Genomic DNA, 24,551 nt, shown 5'->3' with positions numbered 1-24,551 from the left:
GTTTTATATAGGTGTTGGGTGCGGCTTACTTGCCGGCCTTGGTCTTTGCGTATTCCTCGGCAGTGACGCCCAGGCGGGTGCACATGGCCTGCTCTTCGGCAGTGAGGCCCGCGGCGGGATCGCCACCGGCGCCGCCCTGGCGGCCACCGGCGGGCGGCAGCGGCGCAACGGTGTCGAGGTACTCGGTCAGGGCCGCGAGGGTCTGCTTCTCGGCCCAGGGCTTCATTGCCGGGGTGAGGCGGCCATTGGTGAGGGCCGCGTCCATCAGCTCGGCGTGCTTGGCCTTCTCGGCGGCCAGGGCGGCCTGGGCCTTTTCCTGGTCGGCGGCATCCGCCTTGGCCTTCAGCTGGTCGCGTTCGGCGGTGAGGGCCGCGTTGGCCGTCTTGAGGTTGGCCACCTCGGCGGTGAGGGCCGCGTTGGAGGTCTGGAGGGTGTCGCGCTCGGCGGTGAGCGCAGCAAGGGCGGCTTCGGTGATCGGCATGGTTTCCTCTTCAGGTGAGTGCAGGCGGGCCAGCGCGGCAAGCGCGTCGAGGCCGTCGAGTGCGGGGGTATTGGTCAGGGCCACAGAGATGATTTCCACCACCTCGCCGGTGTCGGGCCGGTAGGTGAACACCGCGCTCACGTAGCGCAGCTTCTTGGCGGCGATCAGCTCGGCCGTGTCGCCCACCCAGGTAATCCCCACCGCGTACAGCCCCTTGCCTTCGCGCCACTCCAGCTGACGAAACCAGCCGGCAGCCTCTACGCGCTTGCCGTTGTCGGCAGCCCGAATGGACTGATGCTCGAAATCAATGAGGGTGTCGTTGGTGCGCTGCTCCTGGCGCTTGATCACCAGCTCGGCGATGTTGGCGTCCAGGTTCCAGGCGGCGCAGTCGCGCGGCCGGCCATCGACGGCCCGGAACGGACCGACCGGCAGCAGGTGTGCTTCCGTGGTGCCCGCGTCGAGCTCGAAGACGAGCGCAACGGCGCACTGGAGACGGCTGGCGATGCGAGGGGGTTTGCTGGGGTTCGACACGTTGGCTCCTGTTTGGTACAGGGCCATTTTCGTGGCGATGGCGTTTTGATACATCCCGGGAAATGTTTCCCGGGATAAGTACGGGGAATGGGTTTCGAGGTCGGCGCGTTTAAACGGCCGTGGCGCGATTCAGCGCGCCGGACGCCCAAAGGGACGTCGAAGAGAAGATAGGCCCCTTTCAAACGCTATACGGCGTTTTCGAATGGGGTTTCGATTGACGGGGGATGGTGCGGTTGAGAATCGCCGGGTCTGCAGCCCCGGAAACCCTCAAAAAAGGTCCATCTGGTCCTCTTCCCGGGTGATGTTCTTGATCTGCCGGGAGGTGAGGAAGTAGGCGCGGGCTACGGTGCGGATGGATGCGTTCTCGCGCTCCTTCCGTATCTGCATGTTGCGCGCCTGGCGAAAGACCTTGTCCGGCTTGGGCAGGTCGATCTTGCAAGTTTCATTGTCGATATGCGGGGCCAAGGCGATGCGCAGGCGGTCCAGCTCGTCGGGATCGAGACCGAAGGCCTTCGGCTTCAGCTTCGGGATATGCACGCTCACGCCGCCGAACTCGGACAGGAACTGCCCTGCTCGGCCAACACCTAGCGCCCGGACCACCGCCCGATGAATCGGCGGAAGGCCCTTTAGCAGCTCGATGTCGACCGATGGCCACACCGGGTCGTGGGGGGGCTTTTCGAGCGAGCCCATGATCAGTCTCGCGCCGCCCAGCCCTTGAGGGCCTCGATCGCCTTCTGCAGCTCGTCGGTGCTCATGGCGTCCAGCTCGGTCAGCTCGCGCCCGACCTGACGGCCGCACCAGGCAAGCAGCGCCGGGCGACCGCCGTCGCGCACCTTGCCCGCCTTGGCCAGCCGTCCCCACAGGCGGAACACATGCCCGATCTGCGGCGGCACCACCTTGGGCTTGGCCGCAGCGCCAGCCTTGCGGTCGGCAAAGAAGGGTTTGCGGGGCCAGCCGCGCTTCTCGTAGTCAGCCAGGGCAATGTGCAGCTGGGCGAGCGTGAGCGTGGTGGCCGAGTACCGGCCCTCCACCTGCTTGGCGCCTGCCCGCTTGAGCAGATCGGCGTGGGAGTCATCCGACCAGCCCGGCAGGCTCTTCATGGCCCAGCTCTTGGCGATGCCCAGGAGCTGGCGGTAGTGCTTCACCAGGTCAGCCATGACGCCCCCCTTTGAACACGCGCACCAGGTGCGGGTGGATCAACATTGACACCAGGATGCCCAGCGGCCCGCCGGTGATGTAGGCCGCCAGGTCGAGCGCATCCGTGGGGCCGGGAATGGACTTGAGCACCACCAGGTTGGCCCCGCTGATTCCCGCGCTGGTGAGCATGGCCAACACCCGGTGGTTGCCGGCCACGTTGAGCTGCTGCAGGCCCAGGAAGAGCACCAGGGCGAAGGTGGAGGCGAAGATCAGGAGGGCGCTCACGGCTTCGGCTCCCACTTGATGCACGCTGCACGCTCCTGCACGGTCAGGCCCTTGTAGCTTGATGAAGACTTTTCAAGGCAGATGAGCGACACACCGACCCCACTATCGCGTCGGATGTAGGTCAGAAATTCTGACCACAAGCACGTCGCGCAGCGCTTCGCGTCATGAACCTGGGCGTGGTCAGCCTGCCGAGGGCCCTTGTATTCGACCTTCGCCGCCCACTGCTGGGCGGGCGTTCCCTTCGGATCAGCCTTCAGCATGATGGCCCTCCTGGATCTGGTTATTCATGGACAGCAGGCTCACCCGGGCGGCGCTCACCAGGTCGTTGCCGATGGCGGCGCGCAGGCGCTGGCAGGCCAGCTCCACGCGGGCCACGTGGTGGGCCGCATAGCCCACGTCCTGCGGCGCACCGCCGACGAAGAACGTGCGGTGGATAGCCTCTTCGGCCTCCTGGAGCACGCCCACCGCGTCGGCGGCAGCAGCCACGCAGGCCCGGCGGTTTTCGGCCTCGGGGTTCGCGGGCAACAGCAGGTCATGGGGGAAGTAGGCACTGATCTGGCCGTCCACCTTGCCGGAGCACAGCAGCAGGCCGGCGTCGTCGATGCCCTCGAACAGCACGTGGTCGCCCTCGGTGGTGGTCAGCTCGGTGCCGGTGGGCACCGGGTCGAACACCTCGAAGCGCATGGACTGGCCGTTGATGATGGTGATGGCGTGCATGGTGGCCCCCTTACGCGCTGGCCACGTCGAGGCTGATCGGCTTGTAGCCGTTGCCCTCGCCGTCACGCTCGTACACCCGGATGTAGGCCTTGGAGCCGGTCACCGTCACGCTGTCGCTGATGGCTTCCATCGCCCGCTTCCAGCGCTTGTCGTCGATGTCGAGCTTGCGCAGGGACAGCACCCGGCCGGTGTTGATGTTGCCCGCCTTGTCCACTTCGAATGCGCCGGTGATCAGGGCCTGCACCTCGGGCCGGGCGCCGTCGCTCCAGTCGTTGATGCACTGGTGCACCAGCTCCTTGGCAGCATGCAGGCGCTCGTCGAAGCTGATCGACTCGGACACGGCGCGCTGAACCTTGTACTGGCCGTCGAAGGTGGCCAGGCTCACATTGCCCTTGCCCTCGGCGCCGCGCATCTTGACCTTGTATTCGCGGGCGCTCTCGGCAATGAACTCTTCCACGGCCTCGAAGGCGCGCTTGCGGAAAGCAGCGATTTCCGCATTGAGCTTTCGGGCGTCGTCGATGATCTGGCGCACCACGGCGTCACGCTTCAGATCGACCGGCTTGATGGTGTCGATGGGCACCAGCCGGCCCTGGGGGTCTTTCATGTAGCCATCGGGGGTAGTCATGGGGGATGGCAGGTTAGATTTCTGCGAATTCACTTTGAATGTCCTTTGTCACGGATTTGCTGCTTGGCGTTAAGGCTGGCGACAAGTTCGCGCAACCTTTCACGGTTTCGTGCACGTTGCTCGGCTGTCATGGGCGGCTCGGGCAGGGCCAACGGCGGGTCGCGGTTGCCGAGGTGGGCGATGAAGAGCTTCGGGGCCGGCCAGCGGTCGCAGTTGATGAACAGGGCACGGAAGCTGCGCCGGACCCTGGGCAGGTCGAGGGATTCGTCCCACCGCATGCGCGGGCTGTCGATGGCCTCCAGCCACACGGCTGCGGTGCCGGCCACCGCGTCTTGCGGGGGCGTGCCTGGCAGCCGAAGGGCGATCAGCTTTTGCAGCCCTTCGATCACGGCGTTGTGAAGCCAGTCGGGGATCATCGCTTCATGGCCTCCAGGGCAGAGAGGCCGGCGACAGTCTGCGAGTGGGCACGCGGCGCGCTGGGGGCGTCGGTGGCCACCACAGCGCCCGCGGTCGGGCGCCAGCTGCTGATCACCTCGTACAGCCAGCCGTGGCCCTTCAGGGGCGTCTTGAGGCGCCCGTCGTCGCGGGCCTGCAGGCTCTGGTCGATGGCCCACACCCATGCGTCGTGGGGGGCTTCGAACACCTGGCCATTGCGGGTGATGCGCTGGGCCTGCAGATCAGGCAGCAGCTCGGCGATCAGCTTGCCCACCCGCTCCATGGTCAGCTCGGACTTGGCCGGGCGAAACAGGCTGATGTAGCGCACCACGGCGCCGCCCACTTGGCCGCCCAGGGCAAAAGCAGACTTGAGGGCTTCGCGGGCACCGTCATGGGCGACCAGGGCGTCGAGGCTCACGGTGGTGCCGCAGCAAGGGCAGCGGGTTCTCATTTCCCCCCCTTTGCGCCGCGCGCCTTTGAATTTGCTGCGGCCCTCACCTGGTGGGCGGGCTGGGTGGAGCGCTGGACGCGATCTTTTCCGGTGGGCCAGAACACCACCACATCACCACCCGGGCGGTGAATGCGGCAGGTGATAACTTGACGCTCGCGCACCAGCTCTTCGACAGCGCCCCAGGTATCGGACTCTTCGCCGCCGACCAGGGCGATCAGGTCGCCACTGGGCAGCGGGTTGCGTGCGCTGTGGCGACCCAGGATTTCAAGGATGCGGGCGCGGCTCACGATTCCACCCCGCTGGCGTTGGGTTGGGGCTGGGCAAGCATCTGCACAGCTTCGCAGTCGAGCTTTGCCCGCTTGGCGGCGTTGAGGCGATCGCGGTACTCGGCCTCCAGCCCCCACAGGGTGCAGAGCACCCCAAGGCCGAAGCACACCACCATGCAGAACACGAAGGATTGCAGGCGGTTCATCGCGCACCCACCAATTCGAGCTGCGCCTCGAGGCCCAGCACCAGATCCTCGTAGCCCGTCCAGAAGAACACCGGATCACGGAGCAGCTGGTTGTTCTGGATGTTGTAGAAGCCACCCTTACCCAGCAGGCTTTGCCGGTACTCGTAAAGGTCGGTCAGCAGGTAGAAGCGGAACTCTTCCGGGTCGGAGTCCGCCCCGCGGTCGATGGCGATCTTGGCCAGCAGGCCGTTGATCGGCTGGGTGGTGTGGGCATGCCACACGATGGCAGTGGTCAGCATGGCGGGCAACTCAGGCGAGCGACTGGAGGCACAGGGCCTGCTTGGCCACGGCGTCGATCAGGCGCACGTCGAGCGGGCGATCCTTGCGGAACTCCTTCACACCCGCGATCAGGCCTTCAACCAGCATCCGGGCGCTGCCCTTGCTGTAGGCGAAGAGCCGGGCGACCACATCCTCGGGCACCTCTTCGGAACCAAAGCCGGCCTGCACCAGGGCGGCGGCGTCCTCCAGGCTGATGCCCTGCACGGTGGCGGGCCAGAAGCCGGTGCGGCTGCGAATCTGATCGAACTGGCCGTGGGCCGGCTTGAGGATGCCGGTCAGGTGTTCGGTGCCTGCAAGCACGATGCCGATGTTGGCCTTGTCGCGCAGGCGGCGCAGGGTGTGGAGCTGCTGGGGCGTGAGGGTCTCGGCCTCATCGACGATCACCAGGCTGTCGGTGTCCTTGAGCTGCTCCACCACCGTGGAGAACTTGTCACCGACCGACACGCTCTCGGTCACACCCACCAGACGGGCCAGCAGCTTCACAAGGCCGGTGGGCGTCATGGTCGGGTCGGCTTCGATCAGATACACGTTCGGCGTGGTCTTGGCGTAGTGCTTGAGGGCAAAGGTCTTTCCCGTACCCACGTAGCCGGAGAGCACCGCGAAGTTGCGGTAGCGCCGGGCCATGCGGCAGGCAGTCACGGCCAGCTTGTAGGTGCCCGTCTCCACCGGCGCCACGGTGTCGGCGGTGGTTTCGTCGGCGTGGCGCATGGCCGATTCGATACTCACCAGGAGCGGCGCCGGGCTGGTGGCGTACTTGCCCTTGATGATCTGATTCAGGCTGCTGGGCGAGACGCGAGCGAGGCGGGCCAGCGCGGCCTGGGGATAGGCGCGCTCGGCAATCCAACTCTTGATGCGGCCCACGGCGTCGATGTCGGCGGCGGTGTAGTGGTCGGGCCAGGTGATAGCGGTGTTCGTCATGGTGGCGGCTCCTTATTCGATGTCGAGGTCGAGGTCGAGAATCAGGGGGGTGTCAGTCGGGGCGGCAGGCGCGTCGAGCAGCGTCATGTCGGCGTCGAGGGCCTCCACGTCGCGCACGGTGGCGTCGGCATCGACGATCAATCCGGCGCGGGCCTTCTGCTCGTCCATCTTCTTTTCCAGGCGCTTGATGGCGTCGGCAGCGCGCAACTGGCGCTTCTCTTCAAGTCGGCTGACCGGCACGCTGTCGATGGTCTGAATGAGTCGGGCGTCGCAAATCCAGCGGCCGTCCATGCTGCGGATCACGCCAATGGCGCAATCCATCAGGTCGTATTCCAAAACCACCTTCTGGTGATTCCAGCTGTGCAGATCGGGGTGGCCGTATTCGCGCTTTCCATGCTTCACGCTGGCTTTGCGAACGGTGAGCACCACCGCCTGGCGCTTGAGCTCGCGCTCGGTGGTATGCGGCGGGATCGGCACCAGGCCGGCCCACACCTGGGCGCGGGTCACGCTGGCGTCTTCGGGGTGAGGCCGAGCGTGGTAGCGGTCGAGCCAGGCGTTAAAGGCTTCGGCGAACTGGGCCAGGCTGGGGGGTGATAGCCGGCCGGCCTTCACCTCACCGACGATGTGCTGGCGCACCTCGTCGGCCATCTCGTGGCCGCAGTAGAAGGCGGGCTGCCACAGGCGCAGGAAGTCGTCCTTCATGGTGCGGAAGAAGCGCTCGATCCAGCCCTTTCCGTGGGGGTTTCCCGGGATGGCGTGGATGATCTGCTGCACACCAGCACGCTGGTAGAAGCCGCACACCTCGTCGTCCATCAGGAAGTTCTTGTAGCCGGAGCCGTTATCCACGTAGAGGAATGGCGGAACGTGGTTCCAGCGGGCGAAGGCCTCGGCCCACATGTTCTGCACGGCCACCGTGCCTTCGTGTTCATCGGCCCTCCAGCCGATGATGAAGCGGCTACGCATGTCCATCCCCACCGTCAGCTCAGGGCGGAACAGGTCACCCGTCACCGGGTGGGCGATGTACACGTCGGCGCGGTAGCCGTCGGCCACATACACATCGCCGGGAAGGGCGTTTTCGGTCGAGCGGCGCACGAAGGCTTTCTCCGTCAGGCGATACAGGTTCTTGCCCAGTCGGGCGGGGCTGTGACGGCCGACCATGGCCGGCACACTGTTGAGGTAGGCGCGCACCTGCTCGTAGGTGCAGGCGAAGCCCTCCACCTCCACAAGCCGGCGATGCACGGCGGCAATGTCCGGCTTGCTCGGCTGGTTGAAGTGCTCCAGGGCAGGGCCCCACCAGCTGGCGTCCTCCACCACCCGGCCCTTGTGGGCGGGCAGCAGCCCAGCCGGGCCACGCTCGGCGCGATAGGCGGTGAGCCATTCGCAGATCGCGGAGCGGCTGGGCGCGGCCTTTCCGCCCTTGGCCGTCGAGGCGAGCGCGGAGGCGGTCGGAGCGGGAAGCGTCCCGGCGTCGAGCCGATCCAGCATCAGGGAGATGGCCACGTTCTGGCTGACGCCGGTATCGACGAGCGCCTGCACGTACAGCACAACCGTTTCGCGGGTAAGGGCAACAGCCCGGGCCTTGTCGGTCGCCTCGCGCCACGGGTCGCGTGCGCGCAGGGCCAGCACATTGGTGCGGGGCACTGCGGCAACGACACCGCGTTTTCTAGGAGTTGGCTTGTCAGCCACGGCGATGACTGGCATGGATCACCCCTGCGCTTTCTTGGGGCGACCCGGGCCGCGCGGGCGGGACTCTTCGCGCTGCTGCTGACGTACCGCAGCCTCGGCCTGCATGCGTCCTTCCAACGTGCGCCACTCGACAATCCAGCGCTTGGCCTCTTCAGGCGTCAGCAGGTGCTGACCGAGCACGCGATCGGGCAGCGGCTGGATGTCCTCTTCGCGGATGTGATTGATGGCATCCAGGGCCATGGCCGCGATCGTGTGCAGGGTGATCCACACCTGCTCAACCTGAATCTCCCGCTCGGGCACCAGTTCATGGGGGGCCGTGGCTTCGCGGTACATGCGCAGCAGGGCACGGAGGTTGAACTCGCAGGTTCCTTGCGCCACCAGGCATTCAGACCGCACGTCTTCAGTGCGCGGCGTGAATTCAGTGATCTGCAGACGGGCCTTGGAGAGCTTGGCAATGATGTGTTCACGGCGCTCAAGCTCGGCATCGGTATTGGCGGCACGCTTGGCGAAGCCTTCGATATCCCCTTTCAGCTCGGCATTCTGGAGCTGCAGCTCACGAGCGGAGGCCTTCTCCTTCTCAATGGCATCAAGGGCGGCTTCGAGAAGGTCTTCCCGGTTTCCGGATTTCGCGATCAGCGCTAGGGCTTCTCGCTGGTCGGGCGGAAGTTTGCGAAACTGGCGCAACTCCCGGTAGCCGATGCCCATCCGGTTCATGCTCTCGAGGGCCTCTTCACCGAAAGCACGGAGGTTGGCGATATCCTGGTTAACCTTCTCGTCGGACATCCCGAGCAATCCGCAGAACTCCTCCCAAGTCCCCTTCAACTCCAAACCGTTTGGAGCGCGCATCCCTGCAAGCCCCTTGTAGAGCCGGTTTTCCTTGACGAAGGCGAGCTTCGAAACTCCAAACGTTTGGAGTAGCTGAGAGGCCGCTGAGAACGCCTGAGCCTGCCCGAGAAGCTGATTGACGAGGTCACGACCACTGTCAGAGCCGGCCGAGGCATGAGTAGATTCGGACACCACTTCGGTGCTGACTGCGCCAACAGAATTGACGTCCAGCGAGACCGCTCCGTCGAGGATGCCGAGGTCAATGTGATCAGGAGTGTGCTGAGTACTCACAGCTGACCTCCCAAGGAGAGAATCACGCAACGCTTCGAGTCGATACGGCGATCAGCCTCGACGGACTTCGATACAAAATCGTCATGAATCAGGAAGGTGACGATGTACTCGGCCTCCATTAGGATGGTGAGGCAGCGCTCCTTCAAGTCGTCGCTGACGGCTTCAACGCCAAGGCTTTCGAGAATTTTGGAAATCCGCTCTTCGGCTGCATCTTTGTCGGTCCCGTCAAGCAGGTTCTTTTTCATAGTGGCTTCGATCATTTCGACTCCGGGTAAAATTAAGCAGAAGGGCGCGGATCGGCCTTGATGCCGAGCTTCACGGCGATCTCGTGGGGGATACCGCGCTTGCAGGGCGAGAAGCCGTTCAGGACGCGATACACATCGCTACGGCGATAGCCGTGGTCATCTGCCCACTTCGAGATGGGCTCGCCGCGTACCTCGAAGTCGGCTTTAACTTGTTGAGGGGTCTTGCAGGACATGCTTGGCTCCTATTTTTAACACTTACCAACTGGTAATTAAATTACTTTGATGTAAGTTTAATACCATATAGTAAGTAGTCAAGGGGGTGCCATGACTTTTTTTGACGAAGCGTCGCTGCGGCTCAAGCAGCAGTTGAAGGTGACAACTGACAAGGAAGCGTCCGAAGTTCTTGGGCTATCCCAGCGAGCGTGGGCAGGCAGGAAGGACCGGGATAGCTTTCCGGTCAAAGAGGTGTTCATGCTTGCGGCTCAACGGCCAGAGCTGGGCCTAGACCCTGACTGGATCGTCACGGGAAGTAGTAACAAGATGGAAACAGCAGGCAGCCGCGAGGCCAGCCTGCTGCAGTGCTTCAGAAAGTTGACCGACGGGGATCAGCAACGGCTATTGCAGTCCGCGCTGCTGTGGTCGGGTGAAATGGTCTTATCCATTCCGCAAAGAAAATCTTCCGAAGACGAAATCGATCTGCTAGGTCCGATCCTCAGAGGTGAGGAAGGGTGATCCACCGTGATGTAACTGGCGTTCCGCTTCAGTTCACGCGTGAACAGATCGAATCCATGATGGATGCCCTGCCCCCCGAGCACCGGCAGCTCGCAAAAGAACTGGCTGAGACCATCGTCGCCCCTCACGAAATCTGGCAGGCATGGGTGCGCGACGAGAACAACCAAGGCCAGTGGCAAAAAACGCGCTCCTACCTTCGGTTTCTCGACCTCGCCCACCTTGATATCGGCGCCCCCTTCGGCGCGACCGTCGTCAAGTTCGCCTATAGCGCCGCGTGGGAACTCGCCAGCATTGGCATTTTGCTAGGCACCTATGACGACGTTGCGGACCAGATGGAAACGATCCGCAGTGGAAGCATCGAGTACTCAATTCAACGGCAGTAGCCACCACTTTGGACGTGACATGAAAAAAGAGACTCAGAACCTCCTGTTGGCTTACATGGCGGCTTGTTTGAACAAGATGCCCGAGGACTGGGGAGGTCCGAAGCCGGTTACAGGCAATGAAATGCTTGAGGCCTTGTGGCCGTTGAATGACGTTTTTCGCCCCCACATGCGGGACGTAGGTGCGCTTCCGTACGAAGCACAGTACGAACAGGCAGCGGACGCTGCCATTGAGAAATTTCTCGGTGAGGGGATTGATGCCTGGCGCGAATTACCCGCAGGCGTATGGCGGGTTCTCATGGAGCGCCACACGCAAAGCCTAGTGGCCGCCACCGTTAATGAATTGGCTGGAAACCCTATGATGTCCGTTCCGGTAGAGTTTCCTTCTGCGCACCTACAAGGCGTCGCAATGATCTATATGCTTCACGGGATGAAGCTCCCCTATCCCGTAAAACCGCTATCCGACACCTCATTCCCTCCTGCAGGGGCGAAGCCAGGGTCTTTGCTACATTGACGGCCCGCAAGTTTTCTTTTGACCACAGCGCGTTCCAGTCCATCGCGACACTCCATTCTTTACAGGTGATTCAAGGCTGACGCTCTAGGCGTTCTCTGTCGCGCGGGGCGATCACAGCCTAGAATCGCCATTTAAACACCTGCTCCACCACCCCACCCCCCGGGAAACATTTCCCGCCTGATAGAGATTCCCCCGCGCGCATAAGCTCCGGTTGTCGTATCCCGACAACATCAACCGGAGCCGCGCATGCTTACCTTTCCGAAGTGCCCCCGCCTTTTTGGCTGGCTGATCGTCACCATCCTGCTGCTCGTTGCCATCGCCTTCCTGGCGCCGCAGCAGCTCCCCGTGTCCCTCTACAAGCTCTCCCTGGTCAGCATGGCCGGGGTGGTCGGCTATTGGCTCGACCGTTCGCTGTTCCCCTATGCCCGCCCTGATGCGCTGACCGACTACTGCGCGGTCGATGACATCGAGAGCCTCGAAGACCTGAAGCTCGACGAGGGCGAAAACCCGGAACCGATCCTGGCCGAGTTCGACACCCGCGCCAATATCGTGTTTGGCCTGGCCATGCTGCGGCGGGCGATCATCGTCGGCTGCGCCATGCTGGCGCTGGGCCTGGGGGCGTGATCATGACCCGCGACGAATTCGTGGCCTGGTGCGAAGAAACGGCCGAAAGGGATCGCAAGACGATGCGCCGCGACAGGCTGGCGATGAGGATCATCACGACCGCCTTCCTTGTTGTATTGGCGGCAATTGTCCTGATTGCTATGTCAGCTACGGCCCACGCCCAGGACATCCCCCGCGCCGCCCTCAAGCACCGCGCCGACCTGGTGCGGGTGGCCCATGCCGAGTGGGGCCTCGACGCCCCCATCGCGGCCCTGGCCGCCCAGGTGCATCAAGAAAGCGGGTGGAACCCCGAGGCGGTCAGCCGCGTGGGTGCCCAGGGCATGGCCCAGTTCATGCCGGCCACTACGCGCTGGTGGTGCGGGCTGTCCGATATCCCTGCGGCCGAGTGCATCCCGACCAATCCCACTTGGGCGCTGCGCGCCCTGGCCGGCTACGACCGCTGGCTGTTCGACCGGGTTCGCGGACCGTCCGAGTTCGACCGCATGTGGGCCACGCTGCGGGCCTACAACGGCGGGCTTGGCCATTGGCTGGCCGAGGCGAAGTCCGCCCGGGCGGATTCGCGCCAGGCGGTGGATGCGGCCTGCGGGACGGCCCGGCGCGCTGCGATCCACTGCACCGAGAACCTGGGCTATCCGCGCCGCATCCTGCTGGCGCTGCAGCCCCGTTACCTCACCTGGGGCCGCGGGGTGCAAGCGTGATCACCCTGACCGCCCTCGCAAAACGCACCCTGTACAGCGCCCTGGCGGGCCTGATCGTCGGCGGCGCCGTCGCAGGCACCGGCGCGGCGCTGTACTACCGCGCCGAGATTGCCCAGCTGATCAGCACCCAGGCCGAGCAGGCCAAGAAGGCCGCGATCGACGCCGCCCGCCGCCTGCTGGATGCCAACACCCGCGCCGACGCCCTGTCGGCCCAGCTCTCCGCGACCGAATCCGCCGCAGCCGCGGCCACCCTGGAGAAAGCCCGTGAAATCCCCCGCGTTACGACTGGCCGGCCTTGCCTCGGCCCTGGCGCTGTGCGCCTGCTCAACGGTGCCGGCCAGCCCGGTGCTGGCACCGTGCCACAAACCCCCGGCGCACCTGCTGCAGCGGATGCCGCCGTTGCCACCGATACCGACGTCGCCGGCTGGATCGCCGGTGCCCAAGGCCAGTACGAAACCTGCCGAGCTCGCCTCGGTGCCCTGATCGACTTTGAAGAAGGATCGCCGCAATGAGCGACAACAACCACCTGAACGCCGCGCCCGCCGACATCGCCCAACTCAACCACGCCATCGGCCAGCTGACCGGCGCCGTGCAGACCATGCACACCGGCCTCACCGCCCGCATCGCCGACATCCGCGCCGACATCCACCGCATGGAGACCGCCCACGCCAACCGCATGGATCGGATGGAATCCACCTTTACCCAGCAGGTCGAGGCCGTGGAAGAACGCCTGGTCAAGCGCCTTGACGGTCTGGGCACCCGCGTGACTGCCCTCGAAGCCGAGGACAAGAAGCTCATCGAGAAGACCGCCAAGCTGTCTGCCCTGGGTGGTGGCATCGGCGGTGCGCTTGCGGCGGCAGCAGTCGAGCTGATCAAGCGTATCTGACATGGCCCACTCCCAAGAAACCCGCGACACCGTGCGGCGGCTCTACATCGAGGGCATGCCCTTGAATGGCGCCGCCGTCACGGCCGGCGTGAGCTACGACACCGCCCAGGACTGGCGGAAGAAGGCCAAGGCCCGCGGCGATGACTGGGAAACCGCGCGGGCGGCGTACCGGATCAGCGAGCAGGGCATCGACGATCTGAACCAGCAGCTCGTCGAGGACTTCGCCCGCCAGGTGCTCACCACCACCCGCGAGCTGGAGACCGCCACCATCCCGGCCGGCGACAAGGCCGTGCTGCTCGCCCAGCTGGCCGACGCCTACGCCAAGTTCTCTAAGGCCTTCGCCCGGGTCAATCCGGCCTTCTCGGGCCTGGCCGTGGCGCTGGACACCCTCAAGATCATCGCCGAGCACCTGCGGGCATCCGATCCGGCCACGCTGCGCGCCCTGCAACCCCACTTCGAAGAGATCGGCGTGAAGATCGGGGAGCGCTATGGCCAAGCCTAAGCTCCAGGCCATCCGCAACCTGCGGGAGTTCGACGACGCGATCGCCCAGCTGGGCGACGAGCTGCGCGAGTGGATCGAGCTGGAGGTCTCCAGCTTCTCCACCGACCCGGTGGAGAGCGCCAAGCGGCGCGAGCGGGCGGTGATGGACTACCGCTTCTTCTGCCAGACCTACTTCCCGCACTACGTGCCCACGCCGTACCACTCGGCCTTCCAGGAGTTCGCGTTCAAGCGCCTGCCCGAGCTGATCGACGGGCCGACCGATGCGCGCGAAGTCCATCAGGCGCCGCGAGGCGAGGCGAAGTCCACCTACGAAACCCAGCTGGGCAGCCTGTGGTGCATCTGCCGCGCCAACTACCTGGCCGGCCGTGGCCTTCCTGCCAAGGCCCGCAAGCACATGATCGGCATCGTCATGAACACCGAGGAGCAATCCACGGAGATGCTGGCGTCGATCAAGGCCGAGCTCGAAGCCAACCCGCGCCTTGCGCAGGACTTCCCGGAAGCCGTTGGCCAGGGCCGGGTGTGGCAGGCCACCACGGTGATCACCGCCAACAACATCAAGATTCGCATCGGCGGCACCGGCAAGAAGATGCGGGGCATGAAGCATGGCGCCCACCGTCCCGACCTGATCTTCCTGGACGATCTGGAAAACGACGAGAACGTGCGCGACAAGGCCCAGCGCGAGAAGGTGCAGAACTACGTGCTGTCGGCCATCGTCGGCCTGGCTGGGCCGGGCGGCGGCATGGACATCTTCTGGGTCGGCACGTCACTGCACTACGACGCCGCGATCAACCGCGTGAGCCGTAAGCCCGGCTGGCGCCGCCGCATCTTCCGGTCGATCACCACCTGGCCCGAGCGGATGGACTTGTGGGACCAGTGGGAAGGCCTCTACACCTCGGCCGCAACCGGCACCGACGAAGAGAAGGAGCAGGCCGAGGCCGACGCGCTGGCCTTCTACCAGGCCAACAAGGCCGAGATGGAGCGCGGCGCCGTGGTGAGCTGGCCCGAGGTGCGCCCGCTGTACCGGCTCATGTGCATGCGCGCGGTGGATCACACCGCGTTCAACCAGGAGCAGCAGAACGAAGCCGGCAACGACGAAGACGCCCCGTTCAAGACAATCCAGTTCTGGGTGAACCGGCTCCCCGAATGGCTGTTCTTCGGCGCGCTCGACCCCTCCATGGGCAAGAAGTCAAAGGCCCGCGACCCGTCGGCGATCCTGGTCGGCGGCATCAACCCGAAGACCTCGATCCTCGACGTGGTGGAGGCCGACATTGCCCGCCGCGTGCCCGACCTGATCATCGCCCGCGCCGTGGAGCTGCAGCAGGAATACGGCTGCCTGATGTGGTCGGTGGAGTGCATCGCCTTCCAGGAATTCCTCTACACCGAGCTCATCAAGCGGGCCGGCCTGGCGGGTGTGCCCTTCCCGGCGATGCCCGGCCCCACCGGCCGCGACAAGGACTTGGCGATTCTCTCGCTGCAGCCCTACATCAAGAACGGCCTGATTCGCCTGCACCGCACCCACTCGACCCTGATCGAACAGCTTCAGTTCTACCCCGAAGCCGACCACGACGACGGCCCGGACGCCCTTGAGATGCTGCACAAGGTGGCCACCGAGTTTTGCGTCGAATGGAAATACACCAGCGCGGCCCGCAGCCAACGGGGCCGCCGCAGCACCAGCCGGCGATCGGCTGCAGATGACGAGGATGACGACGATGACGATTAAACAGCGCATGGCCGCCCTGGTCGAACGGGTGACCGGCGGCGTGAAGCGTGGCCTGCAGGAGATGCAGGCCGGCCCCCGATCCATGCAGGGCGGTTCGCTCAATTACATGAGCGTGACGACGGTCGATCCGACCACGCTCGCGCAGGCCTTCAGCCAGGCGGACATGGGCTACATCACCGACCAGGCCACGCTATTCGAGCTGATCGAAGAGCAGGACACCCACGTGTACAGCGAGCTGGCCAAGCGCCGCCGCGCCGTGACCGGCCTGCAGTGGCAGCTCAAGCCGCCCAAGGACGCCACCGAGGCCGAGATCCAGCGCGCCGCCCAGCTGGCCGACATGCTGCGGGGCATCGAAGGCTTCAACGACTTCCAATATGACCTGACTGACGCCATCGGCAAGGGCTTTTCCGCCCAGGAAATCGACTGGCGGCTGGGCGCCGAGTGGGTTCCGAAGGCGTTCGTGTTCGAACCGCAGCGCCACTTCCGCGTGGGCCAGGATTCGCGTGAGCTGATGTACGTTCGAACGGGCATCGAAGAGCCTTTGCGGCAGTGGAAATGGGTGATCCACCAGCACACCAGCAAATCGGGCTATCTCGAAGGGCAGGCGCTGTTCCGGGTGCTGGCATGGGCCTACGCCTACAAGGCTTACAACACCCGCGACATGCAGCGCTTCCTGGAGGTGTATGGCCTGCCGCTGCGCCTGGGCCAGTACCCCGCGGGGATCAACAAGGCCCAGCGCAACGAGCTGCTCAAGGCCGTGCGCAACATCGGCAATGACGGCGCCGGGGTAGTGCCGAGCAACATGAAGATCGAGTTCATCGAAGCCCAGATCGGCAAGGTGGGCGACTTCCTCGACGCCGTGCGCTACTGGGAGGCCAAACAGTCCATGGCGATCCTGGGCGGAACCCTCACCAGCCAGGCCGACGGAAAGACCAGCACCAACGCCTTGGGCAACGTCCATAACGAGGTGCGCCGGGAAATCATGCTGCACGACGTGGAGCAGATCCAGCCCACCGTCAACGCCCAGGTGATCCGGCCCATTGCGCTGCTGAACGGCATGTTCCCCGAAGACCGCATGCCGTGCTTCGAGTACGACACCACCGAGGCCGTGGATCAGAAGGCCATGGTCGAGGTGCTGGAGAAGGCTGCAGGCCTCGGCATGCAGATCGACGTGGATTGGGCCCACGGCGCCCTGCAAATCCCCAAGGCCGAGGATGGCGCCAAGGTGCTGGGGCGCCCTGCAGCGCCGACGGGCAAGGGCAATGCCGACGCCGCCCTGGTGCGCCTGGCCGCACTCGCCCGCGCAGCCAAAGAAGGCGACACCACTGGCGCCTACGCCGCCCAGCTCGCCGCCCTGTGCGCCCCCATCGAACAAGCCCGCATCCAGCAGATCAGCGCGGCCGTGGCCGAGGCCGGCGACTTCGCCGAGGCCCTGGAGAAGATCGAAGCGCTGGCAGCACAGCAGCCGGGCAAGGACTGGGCCGAAGCGCTGGCACTGGGGCTGGCGGCGGCAAATCTGGCGGGAAGGAGTGAGGCGTGACATGCGAACCATGCACCTCTTCGCAGGGGCCGGCGGCGGGCTGCTCGCCGATCTTGTTCTCGGGCATCAACCCATCTGCGCCGTCGAGTGGGACACACACGCCTGCCAAGTGCTTCAAGCCCGATCCGATGAAGGATGGTTCCCCGGACTGCACGTGCACGAAGGGGATGTCCGCCAGTTCGACTTCCACCCCTGGGCCGGAACAGTGGATCAGCTCTGCGCGGGCTTCCCTTGCCAGGATATTTCAGCAGCTGGACGCGGCGCAGGCATTGAAGGAGAGCGTAGCGGCCTTGTCTCGGAAGTCTTCCGGGCCATCGACGAAATCCGCCCGCCGCTCCTCTGGCTCGAAAACTCACCCAACATCCGCACCAAGGGCCGGGATGTGGTTATCGCCGCGCTCGTGGCGCGTGGATACGCCTGGAAAGACGGAAAGCTTGGTGCGGCTGATGTCGGCGCCGGCCATCTGCGCGACCGCTGGTGGTGCCTCGCTGCCAACGCTGACGGTCTGCGGAAACTACGCGAAGAAGGGAAGCGGTCAGACCACTGGGGATGGCTTGGCCACGGCGCTGGGGAAGCTTCTACCAACCATCACGGCGAGCGGGGCAGCGGCGATCCGTCGAAACGTAAACCAGCATGGAAGAACGCCGGACGGGGTGAAGCGGACGATTTCGCTTGGAACCAGATTGGCGCAACTGCCGACGATCTGTGCCACCGATTACAAGTCGCCGTACAGCGAGGCGGGCTATCTCCAGCAGACGCAGCAGCGATCGAAGCCGCTGCGCGACACACTGGTGCATACGACTGGTCACCGCCTGACGCCGGCCTTTGCGGAGTGGTGGATGGGGTGGCCAATCGGATGGACCGCATTAAGTGCGCTGGCAACGGGCAAGTCCCGCTCCAGGCCGCAGCCGCGTGGTTGATATTGAGTCGATAGGAAACAGCATGGAAATCTTTCTTTTCACCCTCGCCGCCATCGCCCTGCTGGTAGCCATCGTCGCCCTGATCCGTTGGAAGGTCCGCCGTGACTGGGCCCGGATCGAACGGAAGATGGCCGAACGGGATCACGCCACCCTGCAGAGCTACAAGAAGCACACCATCCCCGGCCGGCGCAGCTCGCCGGACACCACCCCGAGCAGCTCCTCGAGATGCTCGACCCAGGGCGACACTGCCGCGCCGACCCCATGGGACATCCCGGCCATGTCGGCGATCCACCGCAGCGCCGAGCCGTCAGGCCTGGAGCCGACGATCATCGGTGAAGAGCGGATGCCCGATGAAGTGCGCGATCAGATGAAGGCCATGAACCGAAAGGCGAAGTGGCCGAACCAGGATGAGGTCGAGGCCTTGCGCGAGAAGGTGAAGACGCTGGAGGCGCAACTTCATGACGACCACTGGCCCCACGGTGCGACCGTAAAACTTCGTTGGGTCGGGCCGGGGCACTGCGAAAAGGCGGGCTGGGCCAAGCGCGACAAGTACGGCCACCTTCTGAGCGCTTATAGCCTGACCCCGCTTGATCCGAGCTGCTGGGAAGTGTGCGAAGAGCGTCCGCTTGAAACCGAAGGGAGGGACTGAAATGGCCTGCAGAAAACTCAAGCCCATTGAAGAGCGAGATCCACAAGCGGCTCGCATCCTGGAGGCGTTCGACCGACTGCACGGTCTCGACCAGGACGTGGAGACGAAGCCCGCCACCAAGCCCGTGCTGCAGCTGGTCGGCCGCCAGAAGCCTGCCCCGAAATCCGGCCAAGGTGGCTACCTCAACCTCGACTTCTCGGCCCTGTTCGCCGCCCTGGTGATCGTTGGCGTGCTGATCGGCATCGCGCTGACCTTGGGCGTGCCTTGGCTGTGGGACAAGGCCAAGCCCTTCATTCACGCGGTGACGGCATGATGGCCTGGATTGACACCATCGCCCTGTGGATCGGGTACGTGATCATGGCCGCCATGGGCATGGGCGTAGCTGCCTTCGTGGTCGGACTGGTGCTGGAAGAGATCGGCCGCAAGCTGCGCAATGGACTGAGCCTGCGCGACATCCAGCAGGCGGTCGAAGAATGGCGGAAGGCCCACCCGGAGCGTGCCGCTCGTTTCGATAGCCGAAAGTCCTGGTAATGCCCGCATCCCCCGCCCAGCTCCCGTTCAAGGAAGCGATCGACTTCTACCGCGGCAAACTCCAGCTGCCCAGCGCCGGCTGGACGGATATCTGGCAGCAGCAGCACAGCCAGGCGTTCGTGGTGGCCGGCGCCAACCACGACGCCCTGGTCGAAGACTTCTACAACGCCGTGCGCAAGGCCCAGGAGGAAGGCACCGGCTACGCCGCCTTCCGCAAGGACTTCGACGCCATCACCGCCAAGCATGGGTGGGCCTACAACGGCTCGCCAGGCTGGCGCTCGAAGGTGATCTACGACACCAATATCACCCAGGCGTACAACGCCGGCCGCTACCAGCAGATGCAGGCCGTCAAGCACCTGCGCCCCTACTGGGAATACCGGCACACCCCGGGCGAGCACCCGCGCCTGATGCACCTTTCCTGGAATGGCCTGATCCTGCCGGCCGATGATCCGTGGTGGGCCACCTACTATCCACAAAACGGATGGGGCTGTAAGTGCCGGGTCAATTCCCTTTCGCGGCTGGAGGCTGAACGCAGCTGGAGCGCCTCGGGCAAGTCCGGCCCCGACCAGGCGCCCGCCATCGAATGGGAAGAGAAGGTGGTGGGCAAGAACGGCAGCCAGCCGCGCACCGTGCGCGTGCCCAAGGGCATCGACCCGGGCTTCGCCTACAACCCCGGCAAGGCCTGGCTGGAGCCGCACACCGTGCCGCCGCTCACCGGCTACGACGCGGTGCTGGCCGAACGTGGTGTTACCGCCCCGGCCCTCAAGCTGCCGCTACCCAAGCCCACGCCGCTGCCGGCCAGCGCCATCCTGCCGGCCAGCATCGCCCCCGAGCGGGCAGTGTCCGACTTCCTGGATGTGTTCGGCGCAACGATGGATCAAGGCGCGGTGTTCGAGGATGTGACCGGCGCGGCAATGGCGATCACCAAGGCCCTCTTTCAGGATGGCCGGGGCGAGTTCAAGTGGATGAAGACCGATTCGAAGCTGGAACGCCTTCAACACATCAACCTCCTGGCCATGACGCTGATCGAACCCGACGAGGTGTGGTGGCACTGGGTGAAGGACAGGGCCGAGGCTGGACGCTGGCGGCTCAAGCGCCGGTACATCCGGGCCTTCGAGGTGGAGGGAACACGGGAATTCGGCCTGGCGGTTTTCGAGTGGGGCCGCACCGGCTGGGTGGGCGCCACCACGTTCATGGCCTCGCAGAAGAGCGAGTCCGCCCGGGCGGCCTACATCGACAAGCAGCGCATCGGCCGCAGGGTGTGGCACAAATGAAAACGCGGCCCCATGCACAGGCCGCGTCGGTGGGTCAGATTTGAGGGCCATGCAGGGCCACAGCTTCTTCACCACGGTTCCAGTATATGCAATACACCATCCAGTTTCAAACCGACCATCTGGAGCGCTCCCTCGCCGCCGTCCGGCGCGAATTCGCTTCGCCCCACGTGATGCTGGCCGGCATCGGCGAAGCCCTCTTACGGGTCAATACCGACCGCCACGAGAAGGGCCAGGCGCCAGACGGAACACCCTGGAAACCGCTGGCCGCTGGAACGATCGCCAGCCAGGCATGGAGCAAGCAGGGCAAGGAGTGGCGCGAGAAGAAGGCGACCAACATCGAAGCCGGCCGCAAGGCAGCAAGCCGCCGCATCCTCTACCAGCATGGCGACCTGCTGCGCTTCCACTACCAGGTGGCCGGCGCCGAGCTGTTCATCGGCACCAATGACCGGAAGGCCGCATGGCATCACAGTGGCACGGGCACCTACGGCCCGAAGGGCAAGCCCTACGTGATCAAGCCCATCAATAAAAAAGCCCTGGCGTTCGCAGGGCATGTGGTGAAGCGGGTGAATCATCCGGGCATCCCGGCGCGTCCCCTGGTCGGCTATCCCGCCGCCGACGAGCAGCTGGTGAAGGATGTCTCACACGATCACCTCACCGCAGTGTTGAAGGCCGTTCGCTGATCGAATAAATGGCCTTCGAACCGGATAAAACCCTATTTCCTCCGGTCGGTTTTCCGATAATTCCCCGTCCAAATCTCCGGCTTTTGTCCAAGTTTCTGTCCAGAAATCAGGATTCTTGTCCAAGTTTCTAACCTCCTGATCTACGGCGATTTTCAGCTAAATTTAGCCTGTTCCACCTGTCCGATTTCTCCCCCCTCCCTTCTCTCACCCCGACCCTGTTTATCCTGCTGGCCCCGCCGTCGGTGGGCTTTGTGGCCTACACCGGGCTGACCGGCGGACTCGATGCCTTTGCCCGCGTCCTGTATTACACGGCGCTGTTTCTGGCGCTCCTGCTGGCAAGCAATGCGCTGCGTTTCTACCGGCTGCCGTTCTTCGTGTCGGCCTGGGCGTACTCGTTTCCGTTGGCCGCGCTCACGACGGCCACGCTGCGGATGGCGGAGCTCTCCGGGCTGGATTTCTTCGTCTGGCTGGGCAGCGGCCTCCTGGGGGTGACCAGTGTGGTCATCGTGCTGCTTGCGGTGCGAACCGTGCGGGCGGCGGTCGCAGGTGAGCTCATCGCCGGAGAGTGAGCTGGCTGACAGTGTCGGCTGTCATGGCAGGGGTGCTGGCAGATCAGGTGGCAGAGCCCGTACCCTCTGCAAGGTGGGTTGATTCTTCAAGGTATTGATTTATTGGGCGGTTTTATTCTTGGGTGGGCTGGCACGGATGTTGATATGTCCAGCTAGGTATCACAGAGGCTCCGCTTGTCCCGCGAGCCCCCAACGGAGAGAACCCCATGACCAGCAAAACCCTGACCCCAGCCGGCTGCAGCGCCGGGGCGCCGTGCAACCCCTCCCGCAGATCCCTGCTGATCGCCACCGCCGGCGCCGGCGGGGCGCTGGCGGTGGGCGCCGCGGTGCCCTTCGTTGTCAGCCTCACGCCGTCCGAGCGGGCCAAGGCGGCCGGGGCGCCGGTGGAGGTGGATGTCGACAAGCTCGCCCCGGGCGAGATGATGGTCGTCGAGTGGCGCGGCAAGCCGGTGTGGATCCTGCACCGCACGCCCGAGATGCTGGCGGCGCTGGCCAAGGCCGAGCCCAATCTGGCCGATCCGGGATCAACGGTGGACGCCCAGCAACCCGAATACGCCCGCAACGCCCATCGCTCGCTGAAGCCCGAGCTGTTCGTGGCGGTGGGCATCTGCACCCATCTGGGCTGCTCGCCGTCGAGCGCCTTCCAGGCCGGCAACCCGGCCCTCGGCGCGGACTGGCCCGGCGGCTTTCTGTGCCCGTGCCACGGCTCCACCTTCGATTTTGCCGGGCGGGTCTTCAAGAGCAAGCCGGCGCCCACCAACCTGGAGGTGCCGCCCCACAAATACCTGTCGGATGCGCGTCTGCTGATCGGCGCGGACGACACCGGCGCGGCCTGACCGGGAGCGCAATCGTGAGCAGACACGATCTGGACCATCCTGCGTCGGACCATCCCGACCCGGGGTTCCGCATCCTGTCGCTCGCCACCGGCGTGGTGCTGGCGTTGCTGCTGGTGCTTTTCCCCCGGGTGGCGATGGACCGCTGGGGCGGTGCCGACCCGCTGGCGGCGGGGGTGCTGTTGTGGGCGATGGGCACCGGCTTTGCCAGCGGCCTGCGCCTGGTGCCCCGGCAGCGGGTGCTGCGTGGCCTGCTGTCGAGCGAGGCCTGTCTGCTGGCGCTGGTGCTGTCCCTGCTGCAGATTGCCAGCCACTGAGGGTGTTGCGATGTACTTCCGGCAATTCTTCGATCCCTGCAGTGCCGCGATGAGCTATCTGATCGCCGACCCGTCCAGCGGGCAGGCGGTGCTCATCGACCCCAACCCCGATCCGTGCCAGGCGCTGGTCTTCAAGGCCTTGCTGGCCGAGCGTCGGCTCGAACTGGCGCTGGTGCTGCTCACCCACGCCCACGGCCCGGCGCTGGACGGGCTGGCCGATCCTTACCCCAGCACGGTGGTGGTCGCCGGCGCCGCGCCAAACGCCGGCGACGGCTTCCGCCAGGCCATCGACGGCGAGGTGCTGCATTTCGGCAATGAAGCCATCCGGGTGATCGCCACCCCCGGCCACACGCCGGCCAGCGTGAGCTACCTGTGGCACGACCGGCTGTTCTGCGGCGATGCGCTCGAATTGGGCGGCTGCACCCGGGCCGAGACCGGCGAGGGCGATCCGGGCCGGCTCTACGACTCGGTCGTCACCCGCCTCTTCGTGCTGTCGGACGAGGTGCTGGTGTTTCCCGGTCACGACTTCCACGGTCGCACCGTCTCGACCATCGGCGAGGAGCGCCGCCGCAATCCCTACTTTCTGGCCCGTTCGCGGGATGCCTTCGTGGCCGCCTTCCGGGCCCGGCAGCAAGAGGCCCTGGCCCGGCCGGCGTTTGTCGGTGCCGCGCCGCTTCACCACTGAAACCCCATCCACAGCGGAGAAAACCCATGTCCCTCCTCATCACCGAAGGCTGCATCAACTGCGACGTGTGCGTGCCCGAGTGCCCCAACGAAGCCATCGCCCAGGGCGACGACATCTACACCATCGACCCGGCGCGGTGCACCGAATGCGTCGGCCACTTCGATGAAGAACAGTGCGTCCAGATCTGCCCGGTGGACTGCATCGTCCACGACGACGCCCACGTGGAATCCCGCGCCGAGCTGATGGCCAAGTTCGAACGTCTCGCCGCCTGAGCACGATTTTGCCGTCGTCCGGCGGCCGATTTGCTACGCTTCAGGCAGGGTAGCCTGGAGAGAGCAGGAAGATGGACAGTCTGGAATTACGCAGCCGGATGATCGTGCTGGCTGTTGCGCTGGGCGCGATGGCCGCGCCGGCGTTGGCGGTGAACAAATGTGTGGGTGCCGATGGCAGCGTGACCTACACCGATGGCCCCTGCGCTGGCGGCACGACCCAGGCCAAGCGGATCGAGACGCCGCCACGGCTCTCGTACCGGGAAGAGATGGAGGCACGCCGCCGCAGTGAGCGGGTCGTGGAGGACGCCCGGGCACTGGAGGCCCGTCAGTCCGCCGAACGGGCAGCCCGCGAGCGCCGTCAGGAGGCCGAACGCGCCGCCGAGCTGGCTGCCCAGCAGCGTCAGGCGCGCCAGGAGAGCCTGCGGGAGGAGCAGGAGCGCTGGAGTGTGACCCAGCCGGTGGTCCGCCGCTACGTGCCGCCGATCCAGGTGGTGCCGCCCCGGCCGATCATCAAGCCCCCCGAGCCCGAGCGCCGGGAGCCCATGCGCGGGTATCCGCCGTTCCGCTGATTGATCCCCAAGGAAAAACGGCAACAGTGCGCTGCGCATTGTTGCCGTTTTTGCATTGAATCGTCGGGCGGGCTTCAGTCACTGCGTATCTGCCCGGGCGGAACCGCCGGGTCCAGCACCAGCAGGCGCACCGGCTGATCGCCGTGGCGGGCGGCGTGGGCGAGGGCGGCTTCGAGCGGCGCGGCGAGGCGGGCGTCGACCACCACGATCAGCGTCGGGCGGCGCGGCAGCCAGCGGGA

39 protein-coding genes are annotated in these 24,551 nt (G+C 65.2%); 22 read left to right on the top strand and 17 right to left on the bottom strand.

Annotated elements, in window-relative coordinates; genetic code table 11:
• Positions 1 to 25: 25 nt before the first annotated feature.
• The 17 genes from QQK25_RS11030 to QQK25_RS10950 all read right to left on the bottom strand — a co-directional run bounded on the left by QQK25_RS11030 (position 26) and on the right by QQK25_RS10950 (position 9,650).
• Complete coding sequence (locus QQK25_RS11030; RefSeq protein ID WP_284187970.1) at positions 26 to 1,012, bottom strand: phage protease; 987 nt, start codon at positions 1,010 to 1,012, stop codon at positions 26 to 28.
• 267 nt (positions 1,013 to 1,279) lie between these two features.
• On the bottom strand, positions 1,280 to 1,702 hold the full coding sequence (locus QQK25_RS11025; protein WP_284187969.1) for a hypothetical protein: 423 nt from the start codon (positions 1,700 to 1,702) through the stop codon (positions 1,280 to 1,282).
• A gap of 2 nt (positions 1,703 to 1,704) precedes the next feature.
• Entirely contained in the window at positions 1,705 to 2,169 is a 465-nt protein-coding gene (locus tag QQK25_RS11020; protein ID WP_284187968.1) for a regulatory protein GemA, read from the bottom strand.
• On the bottom strand, positions 2,162 to 2,434 hold the full coding sequence (locus QQK25_RS11015; protein ID WP_284187967.1) for a hypothetical protein: 273 nt from the start codon (positions 2,432 to 2,434) through the stop codon (positions 2,162 to 2,164). Before QQK25_RS11015 ends, QQK25_RS11020 begins: the two co-directional genes overlap by 8 nt.
• Positions 2,431 to 2,694, bottom strand: coding sequence for a hypothetical protein (locus QQK25_RS11010; RefSeq protein WP_284187966.1), 264 nt, complete (start codon positions 2,692 to 2,694; stop codon positions 2,431 to 2,433). Before QQK25_RS11010 ends, QQK25_RS11015 begins: the two co-directional genes overlap by 4 nt.
• Positions 2,681 to 3,151: a hypothetical protein gene (locus QQK25_RS11005; RefSeq protein WP_284187965.1), complete on the bottom strand. Its 471-nt coding sequence runs from the start codon at positions 3,149 to 3,151 to the stop codon at positions 2,681 to 2,683. Before QQK25_RS11005 ends, QQK25_RS11010 begins: the two co-directional genes overlap by 14 nt.
• Before the next feature lie 10 nt (positions 3,152 to 3,161).
• Positions 3,162 to 3,776 (bottom strand): DUF3164 family protein, encoded by a 615-nt coding sequence (locus QQK25_RS11000; protein ID WP_284187964.1) that lies wholly within the window; start codon positions 3,774 to 3,776, stop codon positions 3,162 to 3,164.
• A 29-nt stretch (positions 3,777 to 3,805) separates the two neighbouring features.
• Entirely contained in the window at positions 3,806 to 4,192 is a 387-nt protein-coding gene (locus QQK25_RS10995; RefSeq protein ID WP_284187963.1) for a hypothetical protein, read from the bottom strand.
• The gene (locus QQK25_RS10990) at positions 4,189 to 4,662 is read right to left on the bottom strand and encodes an HI_1489 N-terminal domain-containing protein (protein WP_284187962.1); all 474 of its coding nucleotides are present in this window, start codon (positions 4,660 to 4,662) and stop codon (positions 4,189 to 4,191) included. Before QQK25_RS10990 ends, QQK25_RS10995 begins: the two co-directional genes overlap by 4 nt.
• On the bottom strand, positions 4,659 to 4,949 hold the full coding sequence (locus tag QQK25_RS10985; RefSeq protein ID WP_284187961.1) for a hypothetical protein: 291 nt from the start codon (positions 4,947 to 4,949) through the stop codon (positions 4,659 to 4,661). The genes QQK25_RS10990 and QQK25_RS10985 overlap by 4 nt, the downstream gene beginning before the upstream one ends.
• Positions 4,946 to 5,134: a hypothetical protein gene (locus QQK25_RS10980; RefSeq protein ID WP_284187960.1), complete on the bottom strand. Its 189-nt coding sequence runs from the start codon at positions 5,132 to 5,134 to the stop codon at positions 4,946 to 4,948. Before QQK25_RS10980 ends, QQK25_RS10985 begins: the two co-directional genes overlap by 4 nt.
• Positions 5,131 to 5,412 carry a hypothetical protein gene (locus QQK25_RS10975; RefSeq protein WP_284187959.1) on the bottom strand — a complete coding sequence of 94 codons (282 nt, stop codon included), beginning with the start codon at positions 5,410 to 5,412 and terminating at the stop codon, positions 5,131 to 5,133. The genes QQK25_RS10980 and QQK25_RS10975 overlap by 4 nt, the downstream gene beginning before the upstream one ends.
• Before the next feature lie 10 nt (positions 5,413 to 5,422).
• A complete protein-coding gene (locus tag QQK25_RS10970; RefSeq protein WP_284187958.1) occupies positions 5,423 to 6,370 on the bottom strand; it encodes an AAA family ATPase in 948 nt (315 codons plus the stop codon).
• Positions 6,371 to 6,382: 12 nt separating this feature from the next.
• A complete protein-coding gene (locus tag QQK25_RS10965; protein WP_284187957.1) occupies positions 6,383 to 8,071 on the bottom strand; it encodes a Mu transposase C-terminal domain-containing protein in 1,689 nt (562 codons plus the stop codon).
• 3 nt (positions 8,072 to 8,074) lie between these two features.
• Entirely contained in the window at positions 8,075 to 9,172 is a 1,098-nt protein-coding gene (locus QQK25_RS10960; protein ID WP_284187956.1) for a hypothetical protein, read from the bottom strand.
• A complete protein-coding gene (locus QQK25_RS10955) occupies positions 9,169 to 9,432 on the bottom strand; it encodes a hypothetical protein (RefSeq protein ID WP_284187955.1) in 264 nt (87 codons plus the stop codon). The genes QQK25_RS10960 and QQK25_RS10955 overlap by 4 nt, the downstream gene beginning before the upstream one ends.
• A 17-nt stretch (positions 9,433 to 9,449) precedes the next feature.
• Positions 9,450 to 9,650: a DNA-binding protein gene (locus QQK25_RS10950; RefSeq protein ID WP_284187954.1), complete on the bottom strand. Its 201-nt coding sequence runs from the start codon at positions 9,648 to 9,650 to the stop codon at positions 9,450 to 9,452.
• 91 nt (positions 9,651 to 9,741) lie between these two features.
• Between QQK25_RS10950 and QQK25_RS10945 the strand changes: the two genes are divergently transcribed.
• The 22 genes from QQK25_RS10945 (at position 9,742) to QQK25_RS10840 (ending at position 24,312) form a co-directional block, all read left to right on the top strand.
• Positions 9,742 to 10,149, top strand: coding sequence for a helix-turn-helix domain-containing protein (locus tag QQK25_RS10945; RefSeq protein ID WP_284187953.1), 408 nt, complete (start codon positions 9,742 to 9,744; stop codon positions 10,147 to 10,149).
• Positions 10,146 to 10,532, top strand: coding sequence for a PBECR2 nuclease fold domain-containing protein (locus tag QQK25_RS10940; protein WP_284187952.1), 387 nt, complete (start codon positions 10,146 to 10,148; stop codon positions 10,530 to 10,532). The genes QQK25_RS10945 and QQK25_RS10940 overlap by 4 nt, the downstream gene beginning before the upstream one ends.
• A gap of 19 nt (positions 10,533 to 10,551) precedes the next feature.
• Positions 10,552 to 11,043: a hypothetical protein gene (locus QQK25_RS10935; protein WP_284187951.1), complete on the top strand. Its 492-nt coding sequence runs from the start codon at positions 10,552 to 10,554 to the stop codon at positions 11,041 to 11,043.
• Between the two features lie 246 nt (positions 11,044 to 11,289).
• The gene (locus QQK25_RS10930) at positions 11,290 to 11,667 is read left to right on the top strand and encodes a putative holin (protein ID WP_284187950.1); all 378 of its coding nucleotides are present in this window, start codon (positions 11,290 to 11,292) and stop codon (positions 11,665 to 11,667) included.
• Between the two features lie 2 nt (positions 11,668 to 11,669).
• The gene (locus QQK25_RS10925) at positions 11,670 to 12,365 is read left to right on the top strand and encodes a transglycosylase SLT domain-containing protein (protein ID WP_284187949.1); all 696 of its coding nucleotides are present in this window, start codon (positions 11,670 to 11,672) and stop codon (positions 12,363 to 12,365) included.
• Complete coding sequence (locus QQK25_RS10920) at positions 12,362 to 12,877, top strand: hypothetical protein (protein ID WP_284187948.1); 516 nt, start codon at positions 12,362 to 12,364, stop codon at positions 12,875 to 12,877. Before QQK25_RS10925 ends, QQK25_RS10920 begins: the two co-directional genes overlap by 4 nt.
• Complete coding sequence (locus tag QQK25_RS10915; protein WP_284187947.1) at positions 12,874 to 13,251, top strand: hypothetical protein; 378 nt, start codon at positions 12,874 to 12,876, stop codon at positions 13,249 to 13,251. The genes QQK25_RS10920 and QQK25_RS10915 overlap by 4 nt, the downstream gene beginning before the upstream one ends.
• A gap of 1 nt (position 13,252) precedes the next feature.
• Positions 13,253 to 13,753, top strand: a complete 501-nt coding sequence (locus tag QQK25_RS10910; protein ID WP_284187946.1) for a DUF1804 family protein — start codon at positions 13,253 to 13,255, stop codon at positions 13,751 to 13,753.
• On the top strand, positions 13,740 to 15,473 hold the full coding sequence (terL, locus tag QQK25_RS10905; RefSeq protein WP_284187945.1) for a phage terminase large subunit: 1,734 nt from the start codon (positions 13,740 to 13,742) through the stop codon (positions 15,471 to 15,473). The genes QQK25_RS10910 and terL overlap by 14 nt, the downstream gene beginning before the upstream one ends.
• Positions 15,463 to 17,013, top strand: a complete 1,551-nt coding sequence (locus tag QQK25_RS10900; RefSeq protein ID WP_284187944.1) for a DUF935 domain-containing protein — start codon at positions 15,463 to 15,465, stop codon at positions 17,011 to 17,013. Before terL ends, QQK25_RS10900 begins: the two co-directional genes overlap by 11 nt.
• Position 17,014: 1 nt before the next feature.
• Positions 17,015 to 17,947 (top strand): DNA cytosine methyltransferase, encoded by a 933-nt coding sequence (locus tag QQK25_RS10895; RefSeq protein ID WP_284187943.1) that lies wholly within the window; start codon positions 17,015 to 17,017, stop codon positions 17,945 to 17,947.
• 8 nt (positions 17,948 to 17,955) lie between these two features.
• Positions 17,956 to 18,582, top strand: a complete 627-nt coding sequence (locus tag QQK25_RS10890) for a hypothetical protein (protein ID WP_284187942.1) — start codon at positions 17,956 to 17,958, stop codon at positions 18,580 to 18,582.
• A 1-nt stretch (position 18,583) separates the two neighbouring features.
• Positions 18,584 to 18,895, top strand: coding sequence for a hypothetical protein (locus tag QQK25_RS10885; protein ID WP_284187941.1), 312 nt, complete (start codon positions 18,584 to 18,586; stop codon positions 18,893 to 18,895).
• Positions 18,892 to 19,113 carry a hypothetical protein gene (locus QQK25_RS10880; RefSeq protein ID WP_284187940.1) on the top strand — a complete coding sequence of 74 codons (222 nt, stop codon included), beginning with the start codon at positions 18,892 to 18,894 and terminating at the stop codon, positions 19,111 to 19,113. Before QQK25_RS10885 ends, QQK25_RS10880 begins: the two co-directional genes overlap by 4 nt.
• Positions 19,113 to 20,387: a PBECR2 nuclease fold domain-containing protein gene (locus QQK25_RS10875; protein WP_284187939.1), complete on the top strand. Its 1,275-nt coding sequence runs from the start codon at positions 19,113 to 19,115 to the stop codon at positions 20,385 to 20,387. Before QQK25_RS10880 ends, QQK25_RS10875 begins: the two co-directional genes overlap by 1 nt.
• A gap of 86 nt (positions 20,388 to 20,473) precedes the next feature.
• Positions 20,474 to 21,067 (top strand): phage virion morphogenesis protein, encoded by a 594-nt coding sequence (locus QQK25_RS10870; RefSeq protein WP_284187938.1) that lies wholly within the window; start codon positions 20,474 to 20,476, stop codon positions 21,065 to 21,067.
• Between the two features lie 167 nt (positions 21,068 to 21,234).
• Positions 21,235 to 21,636, top strand: a complete 402-nt coding sequence (locus QQK25_RS10865; RefSeq protein WP_306664083.1) for an SLAC1 family transporter — start codon at positions 21,235 to 21,237, stop codon at positions 21,634 to 21,636.
• Between the two features lie 206 nt (positions 21,637 to 21,842).
• A complete protein-coding gene (petA, locus tag QQK25_RS10860; RefSeq protein WP_284187937.1) occupies positions 21,843 to 22,472 on the top strand; it encodes a ubiquinol-cytochrome c reductase iron-sulfur subunit in 630 nt (209 codons plus the stop codon).
• 14 nt (positions 22,473 to 22,486) lie between these two features.
• Positions 22,487 to 22,786 (top strand): cyd operon YbgE family protein, encoded by a 300-nt coding sequence (locus QQK25_RS10855; RefSeq protein ID WP_284187936.1) that lies wholly within the window; start codon positions 22,487 to 22,489, stop codon positions 22,784 to 22,786.
• Positions 22,787 to 22,835: 49 nt separating this feature from the next.
• Positions 22,836 to 23,471: an MBL fold metallo-hydrolase gene (locus QQK25_RS10850; RefSeq protein WP_284187935.1), complete on the top strand. Its 636-nt coding sequence runs from the start codon at positions 22,836 to 22,838 to the stop codon at positions 23,469 to 23,471.
• 26 nt (positions 23,472 to 23,497) lie between these two features.
• Positions 23,498 to 23,743, top strand: coding sequence for a YfhL family 4Fe-4S dicluster ferredoxin (locus tag QQK25_RS10845; protein WP_153163422.1), 246 nt, complete (start codon positions 23,498 to 23,500; stop codon positions 23,741 to 23,743).
• Between the two features lie 71 nt (positions 23,744 to 23,814).
• Complete coding sequence (locus tag QQK25_RS10840; protein WP_284187934.1) at positions 23,815 to 24,312, top strand: DUF4124 domain-containing protein; 498 nt, start codon at positions 23,815 to 23,817, stop codon at positions 24,310 to 24,312.
• The last annotated feature ends 239 nt before the right edge of the window (positions 24,313 to 24,551 follow it).

The sequence above is a fragment of the Zoogloea oryzae genome (assembly GCF_030161255.1).
GTDB lineage: Bacteria > Pseudomonadota > Gammaproteobacteria > Burkholderiales > Rhodocyclaceae > Zoogloea > Zoogloea oryzae.
The sequence above is the reverse complement of the archived record's forward strand: the minus strand, read 5'-3'. Positions and strand labels throughout refer to the sequence as shown.

Bases quoted from the DNA above. Each gene is read 5' to 3' on its own strand.
- QQK25_RS10950 (WP_284187954.1), bottom strand. From the start codon at position 9,650: ATGTCCTGCAAGACCCCTCAACAAGTTAAAGCCGACTTCGAGGTACGC.
- QQK25_RS10900 (WP_284187944.1), top strand. From the start codon at position 15,463: ATGACGATTAAACAGCGCATGGCCGCCCTGGTCGAACGGGTGACCGGC.
- QQK25_RS10840 (WP_284187934.1), top strand. From the start codon at position 23,815: ATGGACAGTCTGGAATTACGCAGCCGGATGATCGTGCTGGCTGTTGCG.
- QQK25_RS10930 (WP_284187950.1), top strand. From the start codon at position 11,290: ATGCTTACCTTTCCGAAGTGCCCCCGCCTTTTTGGCTGGCTGATCGTC.
- QQK25_RS11010 (WP_284187966.1), bottom strand. From the start codon at position 2,694: ATGCTGAAGGCTGATCCGAAGGGAACGCCCGCCCAGCAGTGGGCGGCG.
- QQK25_RS10980 (WP_284187960.1), bottom strand. From the start codon at position 5,134: ATGAACCGCCTGCAATCCTTCGTGTTCTGCATGGTGGTGTGCTTCGGC.
- QQK25_RS10915 (WP_284187947.1), top strand. From the start codon at position 12,874: ATGAGCGACAACAACCACCTGAACGCCGCGCCCGCCGACATCGCCCAA.
- QQK25_RS10935 (WP_284187951.1), top strand. From the start codon at position 10,552: ATGAAAAAAGAGACTCAGAACCTCCTGTTGGCTTACATGGCGGCTTGT.
- QQK25_RS11005 (WP_284187965.1), bottom strand. From the start codon at position 3,151: ATGCACGCCATCACCATCATCAACGGCCAGTCCATGCGCTTCGAGGTG.
- QQK25_RS11025 (WP_284187969.1), bottom strand. From the start codon at position 1,702: ATGGGCTCGCTCGAAAAGCCCCCCCACGACCCGGTGTGGCCATCGGTC.
- QQK25_RS10845 (WP_153163422.1), top strand. From the start codon at position 23,498: ATGTCCCTCCTCATCACCGAAGGCTGCATCAACTGCGACGTGTGCGTG.
- QQK25_RS10970 (WP_284187958.1), bottom strand. From the start codon at position 6,370: ATGACGAACACCGCTATCACCTGGCCCGACCACTACACCGCCGCCGAC.
- QQK25_RS10850 (WP_284187935.1), top strand. From the start codon at position 22,836: ATGAGCTATCTGATCGCCGACCCGTCCAGCGGGCAGGCGGTGCTCATC.
- QQK25_RS10990 (WP_284187962.1), bottom strand. From the start codon at position 4,662: ATGAGAACCCGCTGCCCTTGCTGCGGCACCACCGTGAGCCTCGACGCC.
- QQK25_RS10975 (WP_284187959.1), bottom strand. From the start codon at position 5,412: ATGCTGACCACTGCCATCGTGTGGCATGCCCACACCACCCAGCCGATC.
- QQK25_RS10870 (WP_284187938.1), top strand. From the start codon at position 20,474: ATGCAATACACCATCCAGTTTCAAACCGACCATCTGGAGCGCTCCCTC.
- QQK25_RS10890 (WP_284187942.1), top strand. From the start codon at position 17,956: ATGGAAATCTTTCTTTTCACCCTCGCCGCCATCGCCCTGCTGGTAGCC.
- QQK25_RS10880 (WP_284187940.1), top strand. From the start codon at position 18,892: ATGATGGCCTGGATTGACACCATCGCCCTGTGGATCGGGTACGTGATC.
- QQK25_RS10885 (WP_284187941.1), top strand. From the start codon at position 18,584: ATGGCCTGCAGAAAACTCAAGCCCATTGAAGAGCGAGATCCACAAGCG.
- petA (WP_284187937.1), top strand. From the start codon at position 21,843: ATGACCAGCAAAACCCTGACCCCAGCCGGCTGCAGCGCCGGGGCGCCG.
- terL (WP_284187945.1), top strand. From the start codon at position 13,740: ATGGCCAAGCCTAAGCTCCAGGCCATCCGCAACCTGCGGGAGTTCGAC.
- QQK25_RS10895 (WP_284187943.1), top strand. From the start codon at position 17,015: ATGCGAACCATGCACCTCTTCGCAGGGGCCGGCGGCGGGCTGCTCGCC.
- QQK25_RS10945 (WP_284187953.1), top strand. From the start codon at position 9,742: ATGACTTTTTTTGACGAAGCGTCGCTGCGGCTCAAGCAGCAGTTGAAG.
- QQK25_RS10955 (WP_284187955.1), bottom strand. From the start codon at position 9,432: ATGATCGAAGCCACTATGAAAAAGAACCTGCTTGACGGGACCGACAAA.
- QQK25_RS10965 (WP_284187957.1), bottom strand. From the start codon at position 8,071: ATGCCAGTCATCGCCGTGGCTGACAAGCCAACTCCTAGAAAACGCGGT.
- QQK25_RS11000 (WP_284187964.1), bottom strand. From the start codon at position 3,776: ATGACTACCCCCGATGGCTACATGAAAGACCCCCAGGGCCGGCTGGTG.
- QQK25_RS10995 (WP_284187963.1), bottom strand. From the start codon at position 4,192: ATGATCCCCGACTGGCTTCACAACGCCGTGATCGAAGGGCTGCAAAAG.
- QQK25_RS10910 (WP_284187946.1), top strand. From the start codon at position 13,253: ATGGCCCACTCCCAAGAAACCCGCGACACCGTGCGGCGGCTCTACATC.
- QQK25_RS11020 (WP_284187968.1), bottom strand. From the start codon at position 2,169: ATGGCTGACCTGGTGAAGCACTACCGCCAGCTCCTGGGCATCGCCAAG.
- QQK25_RS10875 (WP_284187939.1), top strand. From the start codon at position 19,113: ATGCCCGCATCCCCCGCCCAGCTCCCGTTCAAGGAAGCGATCGACTTC.
- QQK25_RS10925 (WP_284187949.1), top strand. From the start codon at position 11,670: ATGACCCGCGACGAATTCGTGGCCTGGTGCGAAGAAACGGCCGAAAGG.